The organism is Verrucomicrobiia bacterium (genome assembly GCA_019634635.1).
In the GTDB taxonomy this organism is placed as follows: Bacteria; Verrucomicrobiota; Verrucomicrobiia; order Limisphaerales; family UBA9464; genus UBA9464.
Window position 1 is genome coordinate 146,775 of the sequence record JAHCBB010000002.1, and the last position, 16,969, is coordinate 163,743.

Here is a 16,969-nt window from a genome sequence, read left to right on the forward strand (position 1 = left end):
CGCCCCAGTACCCCTCGATGAGTGACGCCGCCGACATCAATTCCACGCTGAATTCCCCGAACCGCCAGTATTCGCTGGAGCGGACCCGGAACATTGGCATTGCGGCCCACATTGATGCGGGCAAGACCACCACGACGGAGCGCATCCTGTTCTACACGGGGCTGATCCACAAGATCGGCGATGTGGACGACGGCAACACGGTCACCGACTGGATGGAGCAGGAGCGGGAGCGGGGGATCACGATCACCTCGGCTGCGGTCACGTGCTTCTGGACGCAGAAGCCGGAGGAGGGATTGTTCAAGTCGCGTGAGGCGATCGCCCATCGCGTGAACATCATTGACACCCCGGGTCATGTGGATTTCACCGCCGAGGTGGAGCGGTCCATGCGCGTGCTTGACGGTGCAGTGGCGGTTTTTTGCGGCGTGGCGGGGGTGCAGCCCCAGTCGGAGACGGTCTGGCGCCAGGCGACCAAGTACCACGTGCCGCGCATTGCGTTCGTCAACAAGATGGACCGCACCGGGGCCAATTTTTCCAACGCCCTGAACGACATGCGGCGGAAGCTGAACGCCTACGCCTTCCCGATCATGCTCCCGATCGGCGCCGAGGAGCGCTTTGAGGGCGTGATTGATGTCGTCAACCAGAAGGCGATCGTCTGGGGCCCCGGCGACGTGCCCAACGAGGGGTTGAAATACGAGGTCCGCGAAATTCCGGAGGCCCTCCGCGAAGAGGCTGCCCAAGCCCTGAAGGAGTTGATTGAGGCGGTCTCCAACAAGGATGACGCCGTTGCCGAGCTCGTCCTCGAGGAGAAGCCGATCAGTGCGGCCGTGCTCAAGGCGGCGATCCGTCGCCTCACCTGCAAGATTGAGCTGGTGCCGGTCCTGTGCGGCTCGGCGTTCAAGAAGAAGGGTGTCCAGGTGCTCATTGATGCGGTCATTGACTATCTGCCCTCGCCGCTCGACATCCCGGCCGCCGTCGGTCATGTCCCGGGTGCGACCGACCAGGTCACGATCGAGCCCGATGACAATGCCCGGTTCTGTTCACTGGCGTTCAAGCTCTGGACCGACCCCTACGCCGGCAAGCTGGTGTTCTTCCGCGTCTACTCCGGGGTGCTGAAGAAAGGGGATACCATCTACAACCCCCGCACCCGCCGCCGCGAGCGGGTCAGCCGGCTGATGGTCATCCAGGGCGGGGAGCGCAAGGACATTGATGCCGTGTATTCCGGTGACATTGCGGCCCTCGTCGGACTGCGAAACATCACGACGGGCGACACCCTTTGCGATGAAGAGTTCGACGTCATGCTCGAGCCGCCGACCTTCCCGGAGCCGGTGATCAGCATGGCCATCGAGCCCAAGACCAAGGCGGACCGTGACAAGATGTCCGAAGGGCTCCAGCGCCTGGCCGAGGAGGACCCCACCTTCCGCGTCTTCACCAACGAAGAGACGGGTCAGTTGATCATCGCCGGGATGGGCGAACTTCACCTCGAGATCATCCGCGACCGGTTGAAGCGCGAGTTCAAGGTGGAGGCCGACGCCGGCGCACCGCAGATCGCCTTTCGCGAGACCATCACCCGGAGTGCGGATGGCGAAGGCAAGTTCATCCGCCAGTCGGGCGGACGCGGCCAGTACGGACACGCCTGCGTCAAGATCGAGCCCAACGAAAAGGGCAAGGGCATCGAAGTGGTCAACGAAATCGTCGGTGGCGCCATTCCCAAGGAGTACATCCCTGCGGTCGAGGACGGCATCCGCGAGGCGATCCGGTCCGGCGTGTACGCCGGCTACCAGGTGATTGACGTCAAGGTGGAGATCACGGACGGCTCCTTCCACGAGGTGGACTCGAATGAACTGGCCTTCAAGATGGCCGGCATTTTTGCGCTCAAGGATGCCTTCGGGAAGGCGGGTCCGGTCCTGCTGGAGCCGATCATGAAAGTGGAGGTCACCACGCCCGATGAATACCAGGGCGACATCCTCGGCGACGTGAACCGCCGCCGCGGGGTCATCCAGGGTGTGGATGCCAAGGCGGGCCAGACCATCGTCACCGCGAACGTGCCGCTCAAGGAGATGTTCGGCTATGCGACGGCGATCCGGTCGTTGTCCAAGGGCCGGGCCTCCTACTCCATGGAGCCCGCCGCCTTCGAGGAGGTGCCGTCCAGCGTCCTCGCCGAGATCCTCGACGCCGCCAAGAAACGTCCCGCCGCGCGCAGCTAGTTTTCGGTCCCATCAATTCAACCTGTTCTTTGTATGTCTGGACAACGCATCCGCATCCGCCTCAAGGCGTACGACCACCGGGTGATTGACGCCTCGGCGAGTGAAATCGTCGAAACCGTCAAGCGCTCCGGTGCCCGTGTGGCCGGTCCCATCCCGCTTCCGACCCACATTGAGCGGGTGACGCTCCACCGCTCGCCGCACGCGGACAAAAAGTCCATGGAGTCCTTCGAGCAGCGGACGCACAAGCGGTTGATTGACATCCTGGACCCCACTGCAAAGACCGTGGATGAGTTGAAGAAGCTCAACCTGCCGGCCGGGGTGGACATTCAGATCAAAATCTAACCCGAATCCCCCCATGCCACTCGGACTCATTGGAAAGAAACTCGGGCACACCCGCGTGTACAACGTGGACGGGGTCGCCACCCCGGTCACGGTGGTGCAGGTCGGGCCCAACCTGGTGCTTCAGGTGAAAAAGAAGGACGGCCGCGACGGGTACGCGGCGGTGCAACTCGGATTTGATGCGCAGAAGGAGTCCCGGCTTCCCAAGCCCCTCCTCGGGCACATCCGCAAACAGAATGGTGGTCCGGTGAAACGCATCCGCGAATTCCGGGATTTCTCCCGGGAGGTGAAGCCGGGAGACCTGCTCGGCGCCGACCTGTTCGAGGTCGGGCAGTTTGTGGACTGCATTGGCACCACGAAAGGGCGCGGATTTGAGGGCGTCGTGGGCCGCTGGGGTTTTGCAGGCGGCGATATGACCCACGGGGCGAAGGGCTGGCACCGCCGCTCGGGCGCGATCGGCTGCCGTCTCTTTCCGGGACACGTCAACAAGGGGCTCAAGATGCCCGGCCACATGGGCCAGGTCCGCCGGACAGCGCAGAACCTGGAGATTGTCCAGGTCCGCAAGGAGGACAATGTCCTGTTGATCCGCGGCTCCTTCCCGGGCAGCGAGGGCGACTATTGCATCATCCGCGAGGCCAAGAAAATCCCCGTCGGTTCCCCGCGGCTGAAGGCGATCCACGAACATCGTGAAAAGGCGCGCGCCGCCGCCATCGCCGCCGCCCAGAAAAAGGCCGATGACAAAAAGGCGGCAGGCAAGAAGAAGAAGTAGCCCGGAGTCCAATCCATGAAACTCTCGATCCAAAACATTCAGGGAAATCCGTCCGGGGAGCTGGACGTGTCGTTCCCGGTCATCGAAGACGGCCGGGGCACCCAGGCGGTTCACGACACCGTGGTCGCCCACCAGGCGGCCCAGCGCAGCGGCACCGCCTGCACCAAGACCATGGGTGAAGTGCGCGGCACCGGGAAGAAGCCGTGGCGCCAGAAGGGGACCGGACGTGCCCGCGCCGGCTCTTTTGCCTCGCCGCTCTGGCGGGGTGGTGGCGTCGTCTTCGGACCCAAACCCCGGGACTACGACAAGAAGGTGAATCGCAAGGTCCGCCAGTTGGCCCTGCGGAAGGCCCTGAGCGAGCGGCTCAAGGGCGGGGATGTCCTGATCCTGGACGATCTGAAACTGACCGCCCCGAAAACCCGCGAGTTTGTCGCCGTTCTTGGCACCCTCGGCCTGACCGGAACCACCTTGGTGATTGTGGCATCGCCGGATGCCCAGTTGGACCGCGCATCCCGCAACGTGCTCGGGGTTGAGGTGACGACCGGGGCCGTCATCAACACCTATGACGTGCTCCGCTTTGACAAGCTGGTGTTCACCCGCGCGGCCTTTGAGCAGCTCGAGGCCCGCATCAGCAAGAAGATCCAGCACTGATCCCCCCGCCATGAACGCCTACGACATCATCAAGACGGTTCGTGTCACCGAGAAGGGGACGCTACAGACCGAGCGGTTCAATCAATATACGCTGGTGGCCGACCGGCGGGCGTCCGCCCCCCAGATCAAACGTGCGGTGGAGGAGTTGTTCAAGGTCACCGTCCTGCGGGTGAACACGCTCCAGGTGCGGGGCAAGGCCCGACGGCAGTCCACGAAGGCTGCCGGGCGCGATGCCGACTGGAAGAAGGCGATTGTGACCCTCAAGAAGGGGGATCGCATCGAGCTTGCCTGAGACGGAGTCCCCGGGGAGGGCCTCCTGACTGGATATGGCGTCCCTCACTGGGGACGCCGTTTTCATTGATGGATCCCTCCAAGTCGGACGCGGTGCTTCCGCCGTTTTCGGGTGCGAGTTTCGGGCGGATTGCGACTCTGGGCCGCGCGTGACTGTACCGCTGCCACCGACACCTGCGGGGGAGGATCCCACCGCCTGGATCGTCGGGCTGCGTCCGGATCTCAACGGATCGCGTCGCGCGCTTCCGGCGGACCGGCCGCAGGGTTGGATCGAGGAAGTTGAGCCGGACGACTCCGGAGAGGCGGTGCGGTTCCTCACGGTGTTTCTCACCAACCGGGAATGCCCGTGGCGTTGCCTGATGTGTGATTTGTGGCACCACACCACCCTGGAGCCCGTGCCCCCCGGCGCGATCGTGACGCAAATTCGCACGGCCAGGCTCGGCAGGGGAGACGTCCCGGGCCTCAAGCTCTACAACGCGGGATCCTTTTTTGATGCCGGTGCAGTCCCACTCGCGGACCATGACGCGATCGCGTCCGAGATCGGCACGCACCGCCGGGTGGTGGTCGAGTGTCATCCCCGGCTGGTCGGTCCCCGCATCCCGACGTTTGCCGGGAAGATCAATCCTGCGGCGCTCGAGGTGGCTCTGGGACTGGAGACCGTCCATCCCGAGGTGCTGTCCCGGCTGAACAAGCGGATCCGCGTTGCCGACTTCGTCCGGGCCTCGAAGTCCCTTCGGAGCGACGGCGTCGCCGTCAGGGCCTTCGTGCTGGTCAAACCTCCATTCCTGGATGAAGACGCGGCCCTGGAGTGGGCGGTGCGGTCGTCGGAGGTGGCGTTGGAAGCGGGCGCCGGCGTCGTCTCCCTGATTCCAACGCGTGGGGGCGAGGGCGCGCTTCGTGAGCTGGAGCGACTCGGACTGTTCCGCGAGCCAGGGCTGGCGTTGATCGAGGAGGCCTTCGACCGGGTGATGGCCCTGGGTCGAGGACGGGTGTTCATGGACCTCTGGGAACTCGACCGGTTCGGCGCGCATGAGACCGGATTCCTGGAGCGCCGGGACCGGATGGAGCGCATGAACCGCCTGCAGCAGATCCTGCCGCGGATCGGTGCCGCGGCCGCCGCACCCGCGGTCACCCGTGACTCATGACCTCCGCCACATCGGCGGCAAAGGCCCGGACGTCTGATTCGGCGGTGTCCCAGGAGCACATCAGCCGGCAGCCGCCCTCGCCGATGAAGTTGTAGAACAGCCATCCGCGGGCGTGCAGGGCCTGGATGGCCCGCTTGGGGAGTTCAATGAAGACGGCGTTGGCCTCCCTGGGAAAGAGGATGGTCACGCCGGGAATTGGCGAAAGCAGTTCGTGCATCAGCGCCGCCATGGTGTTGGCGTGGGAGGCATGGCGCAGCCAGACGTCGTCCTTCAGCATCCCCACCCACGGGGCCGCCACGAAACGCATCTTGGAACAAAGCTGTCCGCCCTGTTTTGCCCGGTAGTCGAACTCCCGCGCGAGCTCCCGGTTGAAGAACACCACGGCCTCGCCGACATGGATGCCGTTTTTGGTGCCCCCGAAGCACAGGACATCCACCCCGGCCTGCCAGGTGATCTCCCGCGGCGCGACCCGGAGCGTGGCCACGGCGTTGGCGAACCGGGCACCGTCCATGTGCAGCCGGAGCCCGTGCTTCTTGGCCATCGCACCAATCGCCCGCAGTTCGGCGGGCGTGTACACGGTCCCGACCTCGGTGCCCTGCGTCACACTGACCAGCCGGGGCTTGGGGTAATGAATGTCGGTCCGCCGCAGGACTGCCTCCTCGATGCCGTCCGGGGTGAGTTTGCCGTTGGCCCCGGGAAGCAGGAGCAGCTTGGAGCCATTGGCAAAGAACTCGGGGGCACCGCACTCGTCCTTTTCGACGTGGGCCACCTCGTGGCACAGGACGCTGTGGTAGCTCTGGCAGCAATGGGCGAGGGCGAGCGAATTGGCCGCGGTGCCGTTGAAGACAAAGAACACCTCGCAGGGCGTCTCGAACAACTGACGGATCCGGTCGGCTGCACGTTGGGTCCATGGGTCATTCCCGTAGGCGGGGGCGTGTCCACGGTTGGCTTCCTCAAGGGCCGCCCACGCCTCCGGGGCAATTCCGGCGTAGTTGTCGGAGGCGAAGTGTCGGCGGATGGGCACCGGTTCCTGCGGAAGGTCAGCAGGAGCCTGGGAGGTCCGGGTGGTGGGATCCGGGGCGGCGGTCATGACGTTTCTGGAGACTCGGCGAGTTTGCGGTACAGGGTGGCGAGACTGATGTCGAGCAGCCGTGCCGCCGCCTCCTTGTCCCCGTTGGCGAAGGCGACGGCGTGCCGCAGGTAGCTCGTTTCGTGGTCTCTCAGGAATTTCTTAAGGCTGACGAGACCGTTGGTCTGCGGGTGAGGCTCGGAGTCCGTGGCGGGCTGGGATACCACCGGCCCGGTCCCCGCTCCAGGTCCGGGCCCGACCGCGGCTCCAACCGGTGTCGCCGTTTCAGCGGCCTGTTGCGCCTCCTGTCCATCATCCGCCGGGGCGCAGGCCTGGACGACCGGGGGCAGGTCGGCGACCTGGATCAAGGGAGTGTCGGCAAGGATGGCGGCCCGCTCAATATAGTTGGCGAGTTCCCGCACGTTGCCGGGCCAACGGTAGGCGGTCAGCGCCGCGAGGGCACGCCGGGTCACCCGGAAGGGCTGATCGGACCGGAGATGGACCCGGTCCTTCAGGAAATGGGCGACCAGCATGGGGAGGTCGTCGGGCCGTTCCCGCAGCGGTGGCAGCGCGATCGGGACCACGTTGAGCCGGTAATACAGGTCCTCCCGGAACCGTCCGTCCCGAACCAGCGTCTCCAGGTTTTCGTTGGTCGCGGCGATCACCCGGACATCCACCGCGACCGCGGTGTTGTCGCCGACGCGGCGCACTTCCTTGTCCTGAAGCACCCGGAGCAGGCGGCTCTGGAGCTGGGGCGGCATGGTGCCGATTTCGTCCAGGAACAGCGTGCCGCCAGCCGCCTCCTGGAACAGCCCATCCTTGTCCGACACCGCCCCGGTGAACGCCCCCTTGCGATGGCCGAACAATTCGGACTCCAGCAGATTTTCGGGCAGGGCGGAGCAATTGATCGGTACAAAGGGGGCCGCGGCCCGGTTGGAGTTGTAGTGGAGCGCGCGGGCGATCAGTTCCTTGCCGGTGCCGCTCTCGCCCAGCACCAGCACCGTGGTGGGGGTGTCCGCCACCTTTTCCACCAGACGGAAGACTTCCTGCATCCGGGGGCTGGCGCCGATGATCTGCGAGAAGCGGTACTGCCGGCGCAACTCCTTGCGCAGTTCCGTGTTCTCGGCGACAGCGGCCGTGTAGCTCAGCGCCCGGCGCACACAGAGCCGGAGGTCTCCGAGGTTGAAGGGCTTTCGCAGGAAATCGAACGCCCCGAGCTTCATCGCATCCACCGCGTTCTCCACCGTCCCGAAGCCGCTGATGACAATCACGGCGGGCGGCGGTGAGAGCTCACGGACCTTTCGGAGAATGTCGAGGCCGTGCGGACGCGTCTTGTCGAGATACAGGTCGGTGATCACCAGTTCCGGGCGCCGGGAGGCCAGCGCCTCGATCACTCCGGAGTAGTTGGTGAACGGGAGCACCTCGTGCCCGTCGGCACGCAGCACCTCGGCGACCATCTGCACCATGGTCATCTCGTCGTCCACGAGGAGGATCGTCGCCACGGCGGCACGTTACGGCATGCGGGAGACACTCCAAGCCCGAAGGCGTCCCGGGCGGGGGATTCGGGGCCGGCGGGGCCACCGGACGCCGCATTGCGGATGGCGGAGGCACGCGGGCTGCGGCACGCTGCACCGGTGCAGGGAGTTGTCGCCATCGTCGGTCGTCCCAATGTGGGCAAGTCGGCATTATTCAACCGGATCGCCGGACGCCGGATCGCCATCGTGCATGATCAGCCCGGAGTCACCCGGGACCGCGTCATGGCCGAGGCGGAGTGGTCCGGACGCCCGTTCCTGCTTGTGGACACCGGCGGGATCGGACTCCGGCCCGGCGAACGGGCCGATGACGTGATCGCCAGCGCCGCACTCGATCAGGTCGGGATCGCCCTGGAATCCGCGCAGGTGATCCTCCTGGTGGTGAACGTGCAGGAAGGGATGGTGCCGCTGGACCTCGAAGTGGCCCAACGACTCCGCGGAACCCACAAGCCGGTGCTGGTGGTCGCCAACAAGGCCGACAACCCATCACTGGAGGAAACCGCCGCGGAATTTGCCCGCCTGGGTTTCGAGACCGTGCATCCCGTCAGCGCCATCCATGGCATGGGGTTGGATGCCCTGCTGGCCGACGTCACGTCGCGGCTGCCTCGGCCTGAGGGATCCGAGGATTCCGGGGCCGCAGCCGGCTCCGCGGAAATTCCGGACCCGGCATCCGTGGCTCCCGGGGCCCCGGACGCCCGGGGGCTCATGGGACGCCGGGGACGCCCGGTGCGGCTGGCGATTGTCGGTCGGCCCAACGTGGGCAAGTCGTCCATCATCAATGCCCTGACCGGATCCGAGCGCGTGATTGTCAGCCCGATTCCGGGCACCACCCGGGATGCCGTGGATGTTCCCTTCGAGGTGACCACCGGCGATCGCCGCGAGGCCTATGTGCTGATTGACACGGCCGGGTTGCGCAAGGCCCGCAGGGTTGCGGACACGATCGAATACTTCAGTGCGGAGCGCACCCGCGACGCCATCGAGCGGGCCGACATCGTCCTGCTGGTGGTGGATGCCGAGACGCACATCGTCGAGCAGGACAAGAAGATCGCCGACCTGATCACGGGCGCCCGTCGGGCCTGCATCGTGGTCGTCAACAAGTGGGACCTGGTCTCCGACGCCGTGAAGCAGGCGCAGGAGGCGGAGTTTGGCCGCCGCCGTCGCGAGACCTCCTTTGGCCGGCCGCAGAAACGCGTCACGCTCGGCGACTTTGGGGATTGGGTGCATGAACAACTGTTCTTCCTCGATTATGCGCCGGTGATCTTCACCTCGGCACACGACGGGTTTCAGCTGGACCGCCTGCTGGAGGCGGTGCGCTACGTCGCCGCGCAGTTGGAGCAGCGGGTGCCCACCGCCCTGCTCAACCGCACATTGGGCGAGGCCATCACGCGACGGCAGCCGGTCAGTCCCTTGGGACACCGCCTGAAATTCTTTTATGCCACCCAGGTCCGCCTGGCACCGCCGACGTTCCTGGCCTTCGTCAACCGCGACGAGCACTTCAGCCCCGCGTATGGGAAATACCTGACCGGGGAGTTGCGACGTGCCTTCGGGTACGAGGGTTGCCCCATCGTGATCGTGCCGCGGGCACGACCCAAGACGATCGAGGCCATCCGCGGCAAGCGCTCGTCGCCGAAGCGCAAAACCGGAGTGACGGCAGGCCGTGGGTCTGGGAAACCGGTCCATTCCCCCACGCGCAGGGGCGGCAACCGGCGTGACCGGGCCGGCAGTGTGCCAAAACGCCGGGCCGGGGGACGGAGCGGTCCGCGTCGGACCGGTTGAGCCTCAGCGGCCACCGGATGCCGGCCCGGCCGCATTGAACGCCGCACGGATCCGTTCGACCCGTCTCCGGTTGGTCCCAAGGTCCGAATAGCCGACCCGGGATGCGGACCGCACGTGAATCACGGATTTTTCGGCATCCAGGCGGAATTCCACGTCGTCCACAAACCGCAGCAGTCTTGTGCGGCAGATGACACGCAGGTGGCCTGGGTCGCCGCGGACCTCAGTGGTTCCGGGGAACGAGAGCACAACGCGCCGGAGTCGTTCCATTGCGGCCTCCGGGGGTCCGGTGAATGCGAGAGGAGGAATCTGGTGCGCGGGATCCGGGTCCTCGCTGCAAACACAGTTCGGAGTCGGGGGGCAGGGGGGCAGGGGATCCCTCGCGGGTGTCATGGAGGCGGGCGGGGTCATCAGCGTGAGGATCAGCCGGGACGCGAGCATCCCGACCAGCACGACCAGGACCAGGACCCCTCGCTTCCAGCGCACAGCGGACCTTGGGGCCGGCGGGCCGGCATTGCACGTGGCGATCCTGATGGTGGCGAAGGAAGTTCCTGCCTGACGCCATCGCCCCCGCAGTGTTCGTCTCGCCGCGGCGCAGGGGCGTGACACCGGCTGGCGGGCTGGGGTTCACTGCGCCGGTGTCCACGGAAGTCCAGGAACCCCGGCTCGTCCTGTCCGCGGCCGAGGAGGCGTTTGAGCGGTGGCGCCGTCGTGCCGGCCTGGTGGTCGCCCCGCTGGTGTTTGGCGTGCTTTGGTTCTGTCCGGTGGGCGGTGTATCCCCGCAGGCCGACCGCCTGCTGGCCATCCTCGGCCTGGTGGTCGTGCTGTGGATGACCGAAGCGCTGCCGATGGCGGTCACGGCGTTGCTGGGTCCGACGCTGTGCGTGCTGGCCGGCATTGCCCCCGCCCAGGAGGTGTTCCGTCCGTTCGCGGATCCGATCATCTTCCTGTTCATGGGGAGCTTCATGCTGGTGGAGGCCATGATGAAGCACGGGCTCAACCGCCGGCTCGCGTTTCTGTTCCTTGGGATGCGGAGCATTGCGGAGAGTCCGCTCCGGCTCTACGCGGCGTTCGGATTCATCGCCGTCTTCCTTTCCATGTGGGTGTCCAATGCGGCCACCACCGCCATGCTCCTGCCGATCGGGATTGCCATTGCGACCGAGGTCGCGCGGCGTGAATCGGTGCGCCGTGGCGTAACCCTCGAGTTCACCCGGCTCCCGCTGGCCACCGGTCTCATGCTGCTGACGGCCTTTGGCGCCTCGGTGGGCGGTCTGGCCACCCCCATCGGGACGCCGCCCAACCTGATCGGCATCGGGATGATCGAGCGGATGCTGGGCACCCGGCTTTCGTTTGTGGAATGGATGCGGGTGGGGCTGCCGGTATCCCTCGTCCTGGGGGTGTTTCTTGTGGTGAATTTCCATCGGCGCTGCGCCGTGCCGGCATCGTCGCTCCAGGGCGGTGCCGCATGGCTGGCGGCCGAGAATGCGCGCCTGGGTCCCTGGACTCCGGGCCAACGGAACGTGCTGATCGTCTTTGGTGCGGCCGTCTGCTGCTGGCTGATCCCGGGCGTGCTGACCCTCGTCCTGGGCGCGACTGCCCCGGCGATCCGTTCCTTCAATGCCCGGATGCCCGAGAGCATGGTGGCCCTCTGTGCCGCGCTGGTGCTGTTTGCCTGGCCTCTGGACTGGCGGGAGGCGCGGTTCACGCTGTCGTGGACGGACGCGGTGAAAATTGACTGGGGGACGATCTTTCTGTTCGCCGGGGGCATGGCGCTTGGGGAACAGATGTTCTCCACCGGACTGGCCCGCTGGGTGGGCGATGGCCTTGCGGGGATCTTCCAGGCCCGAACGGCGCTGGGCATGACGCTGTTGTTCACCGCGGTGGCCATCGTGACCAGCGAAGCCACCTCGAACACCGCCTCCGCCACCATGGTGGTTCCCGTGGCCATCGCGGTTGCCCAGGCGGCCGGTGTGGATCCCATGCAACCGGCCTTGGGCGCCTGCATCGGGGCTTCCATGGGGTTCCTTCTCCCCGTGTCCACCGGCCCCAACGCCATCGTGTACGGGTCCGGGTGCGTCCCGCTGGTGCAGATGATGCGTCACGGCATCCTCCTCGACCTGTTCGGGTTCGTGGTGATCGTCGCCGTGGTCACCCTCCTGTCCCCATCGTGAGTTCCTCCAGCCTGTGGTCAACGGCCCCTTTTCATGTCCCGCCATCCCCGCCCGCATGAAGGGCCCTGCCCCGGCGCTGCAGCGTGGCGTGCAGGGCATCCCCGAGGCGGCCCTGATCCGCCCGCGGGCCAGGAGGATGGTGTTGCAGGGACGTAGAGGGCCCCTTGCATCCTGGTGCATTCAAACAGGCTGAAGCCTCCCGGTCTCGCTGGGCCAGGGCAAGCCCGGCACCGGGCCGTGATTCGAGCGGACCAACGCGTCGCCGTCCCGGTCTGGTGCCTCTTGACCGCAAGTCGCCCCGGGTCATGGTGGGTGGAGAATGGAGAACCTCAGTGGCACTGCGAACGGTCCGGTATGGAGCGAATTTCGTGCAGCGTTGGCGGTTCTGGCTGCACTGACGCTGGCAGGATGCGCCTTGGTGGGTCCCTCGACAAAATCCGAGAAGTCCGAATCCGAGGTTTCCATACTGCTCGAGGATTGCCCGGGTCCCGTCCAGGCCGCGTTGCTCGCCGAGGCCTACAAGGCAGGCGGCGTGATCGGCGAGATTGAGCGTGAGACCGAATCCGATGGCTCCGTGGTGTACGAGGGAACGGTAATGCTCCCCGGCGGCGGCGAGGTTGAGGTGGAGGTGACTCCGGATGGCCGGGTGCTGGAGGTGGAGGTGGAATCGCCCCAGCCCCGACGCCCGGGAGTCGGAGCAATGGGGTCGAACCTGCACTATTGACTTAAGGGACGGGCGCACGAGGACCCTCGAATACCGCGCCCCGCGCAGTTTGGGAGCATCGCGACGTTTCAAAACATCCCGCGGCTTAATCAAGACCTCCCCGCCGTTGCCCCGACTCACCACGTGACTCCACGATCCGGCAAGATTTACCCGCAACGGTCGAGCAATGTGGTGAGACTGCATACGCACCGCGATGTGTCAATGTTGCAGATCTGACCCCATTGCCCCCCACCTTGGGAACTGATCAGCCGCAGCCGGCTCCACCTGGTTCAACCTCAGGCGTCGCCCCCCCAGCGCGAAGACCTCCCGGCGACCCGCCAAGCCCTCATAAACCCCCGATTTGACTCCCGGGACCCCAATCCCCCTCCCAGCCCCAGACCTCCAGCTCGTTCCCCCCAATGCCCGCAGGGCAATTCCTGCTTCTGGGCCATCTAACAGAAACTTTTCGCTTGCAGAAGCAAACGTACTCTGATGCATTGCTCCCGGCTTCATTGAAGTTTGTAAACCCGGATACTCAAAGTAACCCAACGCCCACCGCATGAGCCCGCACCTCCGCCCCGCACCTCCGCCCCGCACCTCCGGCATGGCCGCGATTGGTCATGCTTCTCGCCGCTACGGTCCTCTATCTGCCCATAGACGCGGCTACGATCGAGTACTGGGTCAAACCTCCTGGAAGTGGTAGCGGAGGGAACGGGAGCAGCGAACAGAAAGCCGCGGTTTACAGCGGCACTGAGCTTCATGACAAACTTTCCTCGAACCTCGGCGATGATCTTGTCATCTATTTCCTTCCAGGCGACTACCTGATCAGCAGCGTTGGCTCGGCGCAAAGCATCCCGCTCTACTGCGATGTCAATGCCAATGTTGCCAATCGCTCCGTCAGTCTCATCGGAAAGCCCCATCCCACCACGGGAGCCCGGCCGCGGCTGATCCTGTCCACAGCCATCCAAAGCAGCGTCTGGACCGCGTCGATCGCCCACCACACACTGATCACCACTCCCACTTATCCCGACGGGCGCAAATCGTATTTGAAGCATGTCTCGATTCACGATTTGGACCTTGATGGAAACTTCCCGGCCCTCGGAGCGTGGACTTCGGAAGCCAACGCTACCGGATACAAATCGTTCGCAATTGATGTCGCCGCAGAATCGGGTTGGTTTAAAAACCTGAGAGTGCGGAACTTCGGTGCCGTCGGGCTTGTACCGAATTCGTACATCCATGTGACGGCCGGAGTGGAGGCATTTCCCGTTGTCTTCAATACGGTGCTCACCTCCTCGAATCAGACCGTCAACGGGACCCCGTTCTGCTGGATCGTCGAAGACTGTGAGGTCTCGGACTTCCACTCGGTACATGGCGGTTACGGGACGATGATCATGGCCAATGCCTACCAGGCCGCGCAGGGTTCCCTGACGGATAACCCCCGGGTGGTGATCCGGCGTTGTCAAGTCCGGGTCAATCAGCATGCCATTGGCTTCGGATCCGCCGGAACGTGCTCGGGCAGCGAATGTAAACGCCCGTTTCCAAATACCGCGAACCTTCCGGGTGGGCCGTCGGGCCGGATTCGGTTCCATGACAATGTCGTTCTTGGCACCGGGACGGGATTCAACACGGATACGGGCTGGTTGGGTCCCATTTTCTTCGACAACAACGCGTTCCTCGACACAGCCATTATGGGTAGCTTCGGCGAAGCCGGTACGAATCCGAGCAATCCGTCTCCCCATGACAGCTATCGCCTCCGCGAGAACCTGGTGCGCCTCCGGGGTCGGCCGGTTGCCAAAACATGGACCGACATCACCATGGCCAACTATCCAAACCACGCCACAGATCCGAACTTGGGACTCGGACGATTCCATCACGAAGAATCGCCGGCGAATTCCTTGTCCCATGGACTGATGATCAAGGGCACAGCCGGCAATATCCTGTTGGAGAAGAATCGCTTCACCACCTGGCCCAAGGGGAATTTCTATCTCCCAGCACCGGACTCCAACGATCATGAAAACTATCGGCTGGTCTGGAAGATTCCGGGTGGGCAGAACATCAACAGTTGGATCTACTCCAGGGTTCGCGCAGCGGTTCAACCCATGACGTTCACTGACAACCGCCTTTCGAAGAGCAGCTACGATTTTGGGACCCTCAATGTTGGTACGAGCTTCGACAATCTGAATTCTGAAACGGAATCCTCATTGACGCACACTTCCAGCTCCCCTCACGCGGCCGACCACCTGAACCTGAAGATTCCGTCCATCATCCTGCCGGCAAGCGGGGCCTTCGATCCACGCGGCACGTTGGGACGGGTCCATCTGAATCTCACAGGTGGCACAGATCTGGAATCGGTTCAGGAAATTCAAATCGGTCAGCCGGTCTATAATTCGGGCACCGCCACCCTCACGGTTCCGGGTCGCGTCGTCCGGCATGTGATTCCTCGGGGAGGCATCGTGGGTGGGACGGCGGCAGTGTCCGAGGTCCCCGTGCGGCTTCGGTACGAGCGACGCGCGGAGAACTTCACAGAGGCGACGATGGTCAGCCTCGCGGCAATCAATTCAAGCACCAGCGGACTCGTCACCTTCAATCTCCCGGGGGTGCCGAACAACTGGAGCGGAGTCCTTCGGTTCACCATGTGGGTGGACGGCGGGACCGGTGGCCAGGGAACGTTCGAGCCGCATGCCGACTCGTGGGCGACGCTCAATTTTCCGCTGGCCACTCCACAGGGAAAACCGGTTGTGGAGCTCACCGCGAGTCCTGATGTCAGTGACGACAAGAACACCTCCGCGGCCAAACGCGCAGTCATCAAGGTTCGGCGGAGCGTCACAACCAGCAGTTCCCTCACAGTGAAACTCACCCTGAACTCGCTTGAAATGAACCAAAGCGGCTTCACCAAGCCCGGCAGCAACCCACCCCAGGATCTGGCGGGAACCTACGGCACTTCGGGAACGGCCGACTACTACGTGATCAATGGCACCGGCACATGGAAGGCCCCCACATCAACAAGCCCGGCTGAAATCACCATCGCATCGAATCAAGCCGAGGGTACTGTCCAAGTGGTCACCCGCGCCGACAACCTCACGGAACAGAACCTGATCGTGTGCGAGTTAGTCAACAATGGAGGCGCCTACGCGCCTGGAATCTCTTCCCGTGTCCCCATACTCATCTTCGACGGCCCGGAATGGAACATCGTCGAACTTTCCGGGTTGGACTACGAAACCACGGCGCTCGGGGCGGCTCTGGCTGTCAATGCCGGGGTGATCAGTGGCAGTGCATGGTCGGTGCCGCCCCAAGCCGTGGGCCGGGTCACCTGGACGGGTGCGGAACATGGCGTGTTGTGGCTTCCCTCGACATTGCCCGCGACCGACTTCGGACTGACCTTCCGCCCCTCCGGCATCAGCTTCCGATCGGGTTTGTCAACCAAGTCCAAGGTGGTCGGAAGCCTTGGGACGTCGGCATACCTCATCAACGATGACAACACCGGAGGGACAACACTGCCGCATTTTCCGTTGGGCGGGGCGCCGAGCCGGGCCTGGGCCATCAGCCCGGATGGCGCGCGGGCCGTGGGATCCAGCACCTCCCCAAATGGAAAGACTCGGGCGGCGATGTGGGTGGGGACCACGGCCGCGGTGGACATCAGTTCCGGCCTGGAGGATCCAATGAACCTTCGGATCGGTGAAGGCCGCGCAGTCAACAATGCCGGGGTGATTGTCGGATGGACAAGCGGGTTTCCTAGCGGTGGCCCCAGCGTGCAGAGGCCGTTTCGGAATACCGGGAACGGAGCCGTCCTTTCGGATACAGACTACCTTGCAGTACCTGAGGGGGGAAGTGGAGAGGGTGGTGCCAACGCGGTTACCACATCGGAGAGCGCCCATCACGCAGCGGGCTGGTTTCGTTTAAGCGATATCAACCAGAGAGTTGGCGCTCGATGGGTGCCGGCGTCGGGGGTAACACTACCGTCAGTTCCGGTGAATCTGAGTCGCTTGGAGCGAGGTGCCGGTGCTCTCGATTTAAGGAGTGAAGCCATGGGGATTAATTCCTCAAGGTTGGTTGTAGGCTGGTCAGGACCATCTGAAACACACAATAATCGCCGGGCCGTCTTCCATGCTGGAGCAACCTGGAAGGATTTTAATGACCGGCGGTTTACCCACGGCGCTGGGTGGGAGTTGCGTTCGGCAAATTCTATTGGTGATACACGAGTCGTGGCCGGAGAGGGAGTGCAGTCTGGAGTTCAGAAAGGATTCATTCTCGTGCCACGACTCCCTGGTAACTGAGGACGCTTATTGAATTGGAGTAATATGAAACACTTGACAAACGTTTGT

At 64.3% G+C, this 16,969-nt stretch carries 13 protein-coding genes; 10 read left to right on the top strand and 3 right to left on the bottom strand.

Features of this window, described 5'->3' with window-relative positions; all coding sequences use genetic code 11:
• Positions 1-17: 17 nt before the first annotated feature.
• The 6 genes from fusA to KF791_02020 all read left to right on the top strand — a co-directional run bounded on the left by fusA (position 18) and on the right by KF791_02020 (position 5,399).
• Positions 18-2,204, top strand: coding sequence for an elongation factor G (gene fusA, locus KF791_01995; protein ID MBX3731347.1), 2,187 nt, complete (start codon positions 18-20; stop codon positions 2,202-2,204).
• Between the two features lie 33 nt (positions 2,205-2,237).
• The gene (gene rpsJ / locus KF791_02000) at positions 2,238-2,546 is read left to right on the top strand and encodes a 30S ribosomal protein S10 (GenBank protein ID MBX3731348.1); all 309 of its coding nucleotides are present in this window, start codon (positions 2,238-2,240) and stop codon (positions 2,544-2,546) included.
• Positions 2,547-2,559: 13 nt separating this feature from the next.
• Positions 2,560-3,312 (top strand): 50S ribosomal protein L3, encoded by a 753-nt coding sequence (gene rplC, locus KF791_02005; GenBank protein MBX3731349.1) that lies wholly within the window; start codon positions 2,560-2,562, stop codon positions 3,310-3,312.
• Positions 3,313-3,327: 15 nt separating this feature from the next.
• On the top strand, positions 3,328-3,963 hold the full coding sequence (gene rplD, locus KF791_02010) for a 50S ribosomal protein L4 (GenBank protein ID MBX3731350.1): 636 nt from the start codon (positions 3,328-3,330) through the stop codon (positions 3,961-3,963).
• 10 nt (positions 3,964-3,973) lie between these two features.
• On the top strand, positions 3,974-4,255 hold the full coding sequence (gene rplW, locus KF791_02015) for a 50S ribosomal protein L23 (protein ID MBX3731351.1): 282 nt from the start codon (positions 3,974-3,976) through the stop codon (positions 4,253-4,255).
• A 148-nt stretch (positions 4,256-4,403) separates the two neighbouring features.
• Positions 4,404-5,399: a radical SAM protein gene (locus KF791_02020; protein ID MBX3731352.1), complete on the top strand. Its 996-nt coding sequence runs from the start codon at positions 4,404-4,406 to the stop codon at positions 5,397-5,399.
• Here KF791_02020 and KF791_02025 read toward each other — a convergent pair.
• Both KF791_02025 and KF791_02030 read right to left on the bottom strand, forming a co-directional pair.
• Complete coding sequence (locus tag KF791_02025; protein ID MBX3731353.1) at positions 5,383-6,489, bottom strand: low specificity L-threonine aldolase; 1,107 nt, start codon at positions 6,487-6,489, stop codon at positions 5,383-5,385. The genes KF791_02020 and KF791_02025 overlap by 17 nt on opposite strands.
• Entirely contained in the window at positions 6,486-7,970 is a 1,485-nt protein-coding gene (locus KF791_02030; protein ID MBX3731354.1) for a sigma-54-dependent Fis family transcriptional regulator, read from the bottom strand. Before KF791_02030 ends, KF791_02025 begins: the two co-directional genes overlap by 4 nt.
• Positions 7,971-8,066: 96 nt before the next feature.
• Here KF791_02030 and der point away from each other — a divergent pair, with 96 nt between their 5' ends.
• Positions 8,067-9,776 (top strand): ribosome biogenesis GTPase Der, encoded by a 1,710-nt coding sequence (gene der / locus KF791_02035; GenBank protein ID MBX3731355.1) that lies wholly within the window; start codon positions 8,067-8,069, stop codon positions 9,774-9,776.
• 3 nt (positions 9,777-9,779) lie between these two features.
• On the opposite strand, the gene KF791_02040 is transcribed toward der, so the two are convergent.
• Positions 9,780-10,184 carry a DUF1499 domain-containing protein gene (locus KF791_02040; GenBank protein MBX3731356.1) on the bottom strand — a complete coding sequence of 135 codons (405 nt, stop codon included), beginning with the start codon at positions 10,182-10,184 and terminating at the stop codon, positions 9,780-9,782.
• A 227-nt stretch (positions 10,185-10,411) separates the two neighbouring features.
• On the opposite strand from KF791_02040, the gene KF791_02045 reads away from it, so the two are divergent.
• The 3 genes from KF791_02045 to KF791_02055 all read left to right on the top strand — a co-directional run bounded on the left by KF791_02045 (position 10,412) and on the right by KF791_02055 (position 16,921).
• Complete coding sequence (locus KF791_02045; GenBank protein MBX3731357.1) at positions 10,412-11,944, top strand: DASS family sodium-coupled anion symporter; 1,533 nt, start codon at positions 10,412-10,414, stop codon at positions 11,942-11,944.
• Between the two features lie 319 nt (positions 11,945-12,263).
• Positions 12,264-12,668 (top strand): PepSY domain-containing protein, encoded by a 405-nt coding sequence (locus tag KF791_02050; GenBank protein ID MBX3731358.1) that lies wholly within the window; start codon positions 12,264-12,266, stop codon positions 12,666-12,668.
• A 599-nt stretch (positions 12,669-13,267) separates the two neighbouring features.
• Positions 13,268-16,921, top strand: coding sequence for a hypothetical protein (locus tag KF791_02055; GenBank protein ID MBX3731359.1), 3,654 nt, complete (start codon positions 13,268-13,270; stop codon positions 16,919-16,921).
• The last annotated feature ends 48 nt before the right edge of the window (positions 16,922-16,969 follow it).

What these genes read in the sequence shown, in the direction of transcription:
- der (MBX3731355.1), top strand. Translation starts at nt 8,067, where the DNA reads ATGGCGGAGGCACGCGGGCTGCGGCACGCTGCACCGGTGCAGGGAGTT.
- KF791_02055 (MBX3731359.1), top strand. Translation starts at nt 13,268, where the DNA reads ATGCTTCTCGCCGCTACGGTCCTCTATCTGCCCATAGACGCGGCTACG.
- KF791_02050 (MBX3731358.1), top strand. Translation starts at nt 12,264, where the DNA reads ATGGAGAACCTCAGTGGCACTGCGAACGGTCCGGTATGGAGCGAATTT.
- rplC (MBX3731349.1), top strand. Translation starts at nt 2,560, where the DNA reads ATGCCACTCGGACTCATTGGAAAGAAACTCGGGCACACCCGCGTGTAC.
- KF791_02025 (MBX3731353.1), bottom strand. Translation starts at nt 6,489, where the DNA reads ATGACCGCCGCCCCGGATCCCACCACCCGGACCTCCCAGGCTCCTGCT.
- rplW (MBX3731351.1), top strand. Translation starts at nt 3,974, where the DNA reads ATGAACGCCTACGACATCATCAAGACGGTTCGTGTCACCGAGAAGGGG.
- rpsJ (MBX3731348.1), top strand. Translation starts at nt 2,238, where the DNA reads ATGTCTGGACAACGCATCCGCATCCGCCTCAAGGCGTACGACCACCGG.
- rplD (MBX3731350.1), top strand. Translation starts at nt 3,328, where the DNA reads ATGAAACTCTCGATCCAAAACATTCAGGGAAATCCGTCCGGGGAGCTG.
- fusA (MBX3731347.1), top strand. Translation starts at nt 18, where the DNA reads ATGAGTGACGCCGCCGACATCAATTCCACGCTGAATTCCCCGAACCGC.
- KF791_02040 (MBX3731356.1), bottom strand. Translation starts at nt 10,184, where the DNA reads ATGACCCCGCCCGCCTCCATGACACCCGCGAGGGATCCCCTGCCCCCC.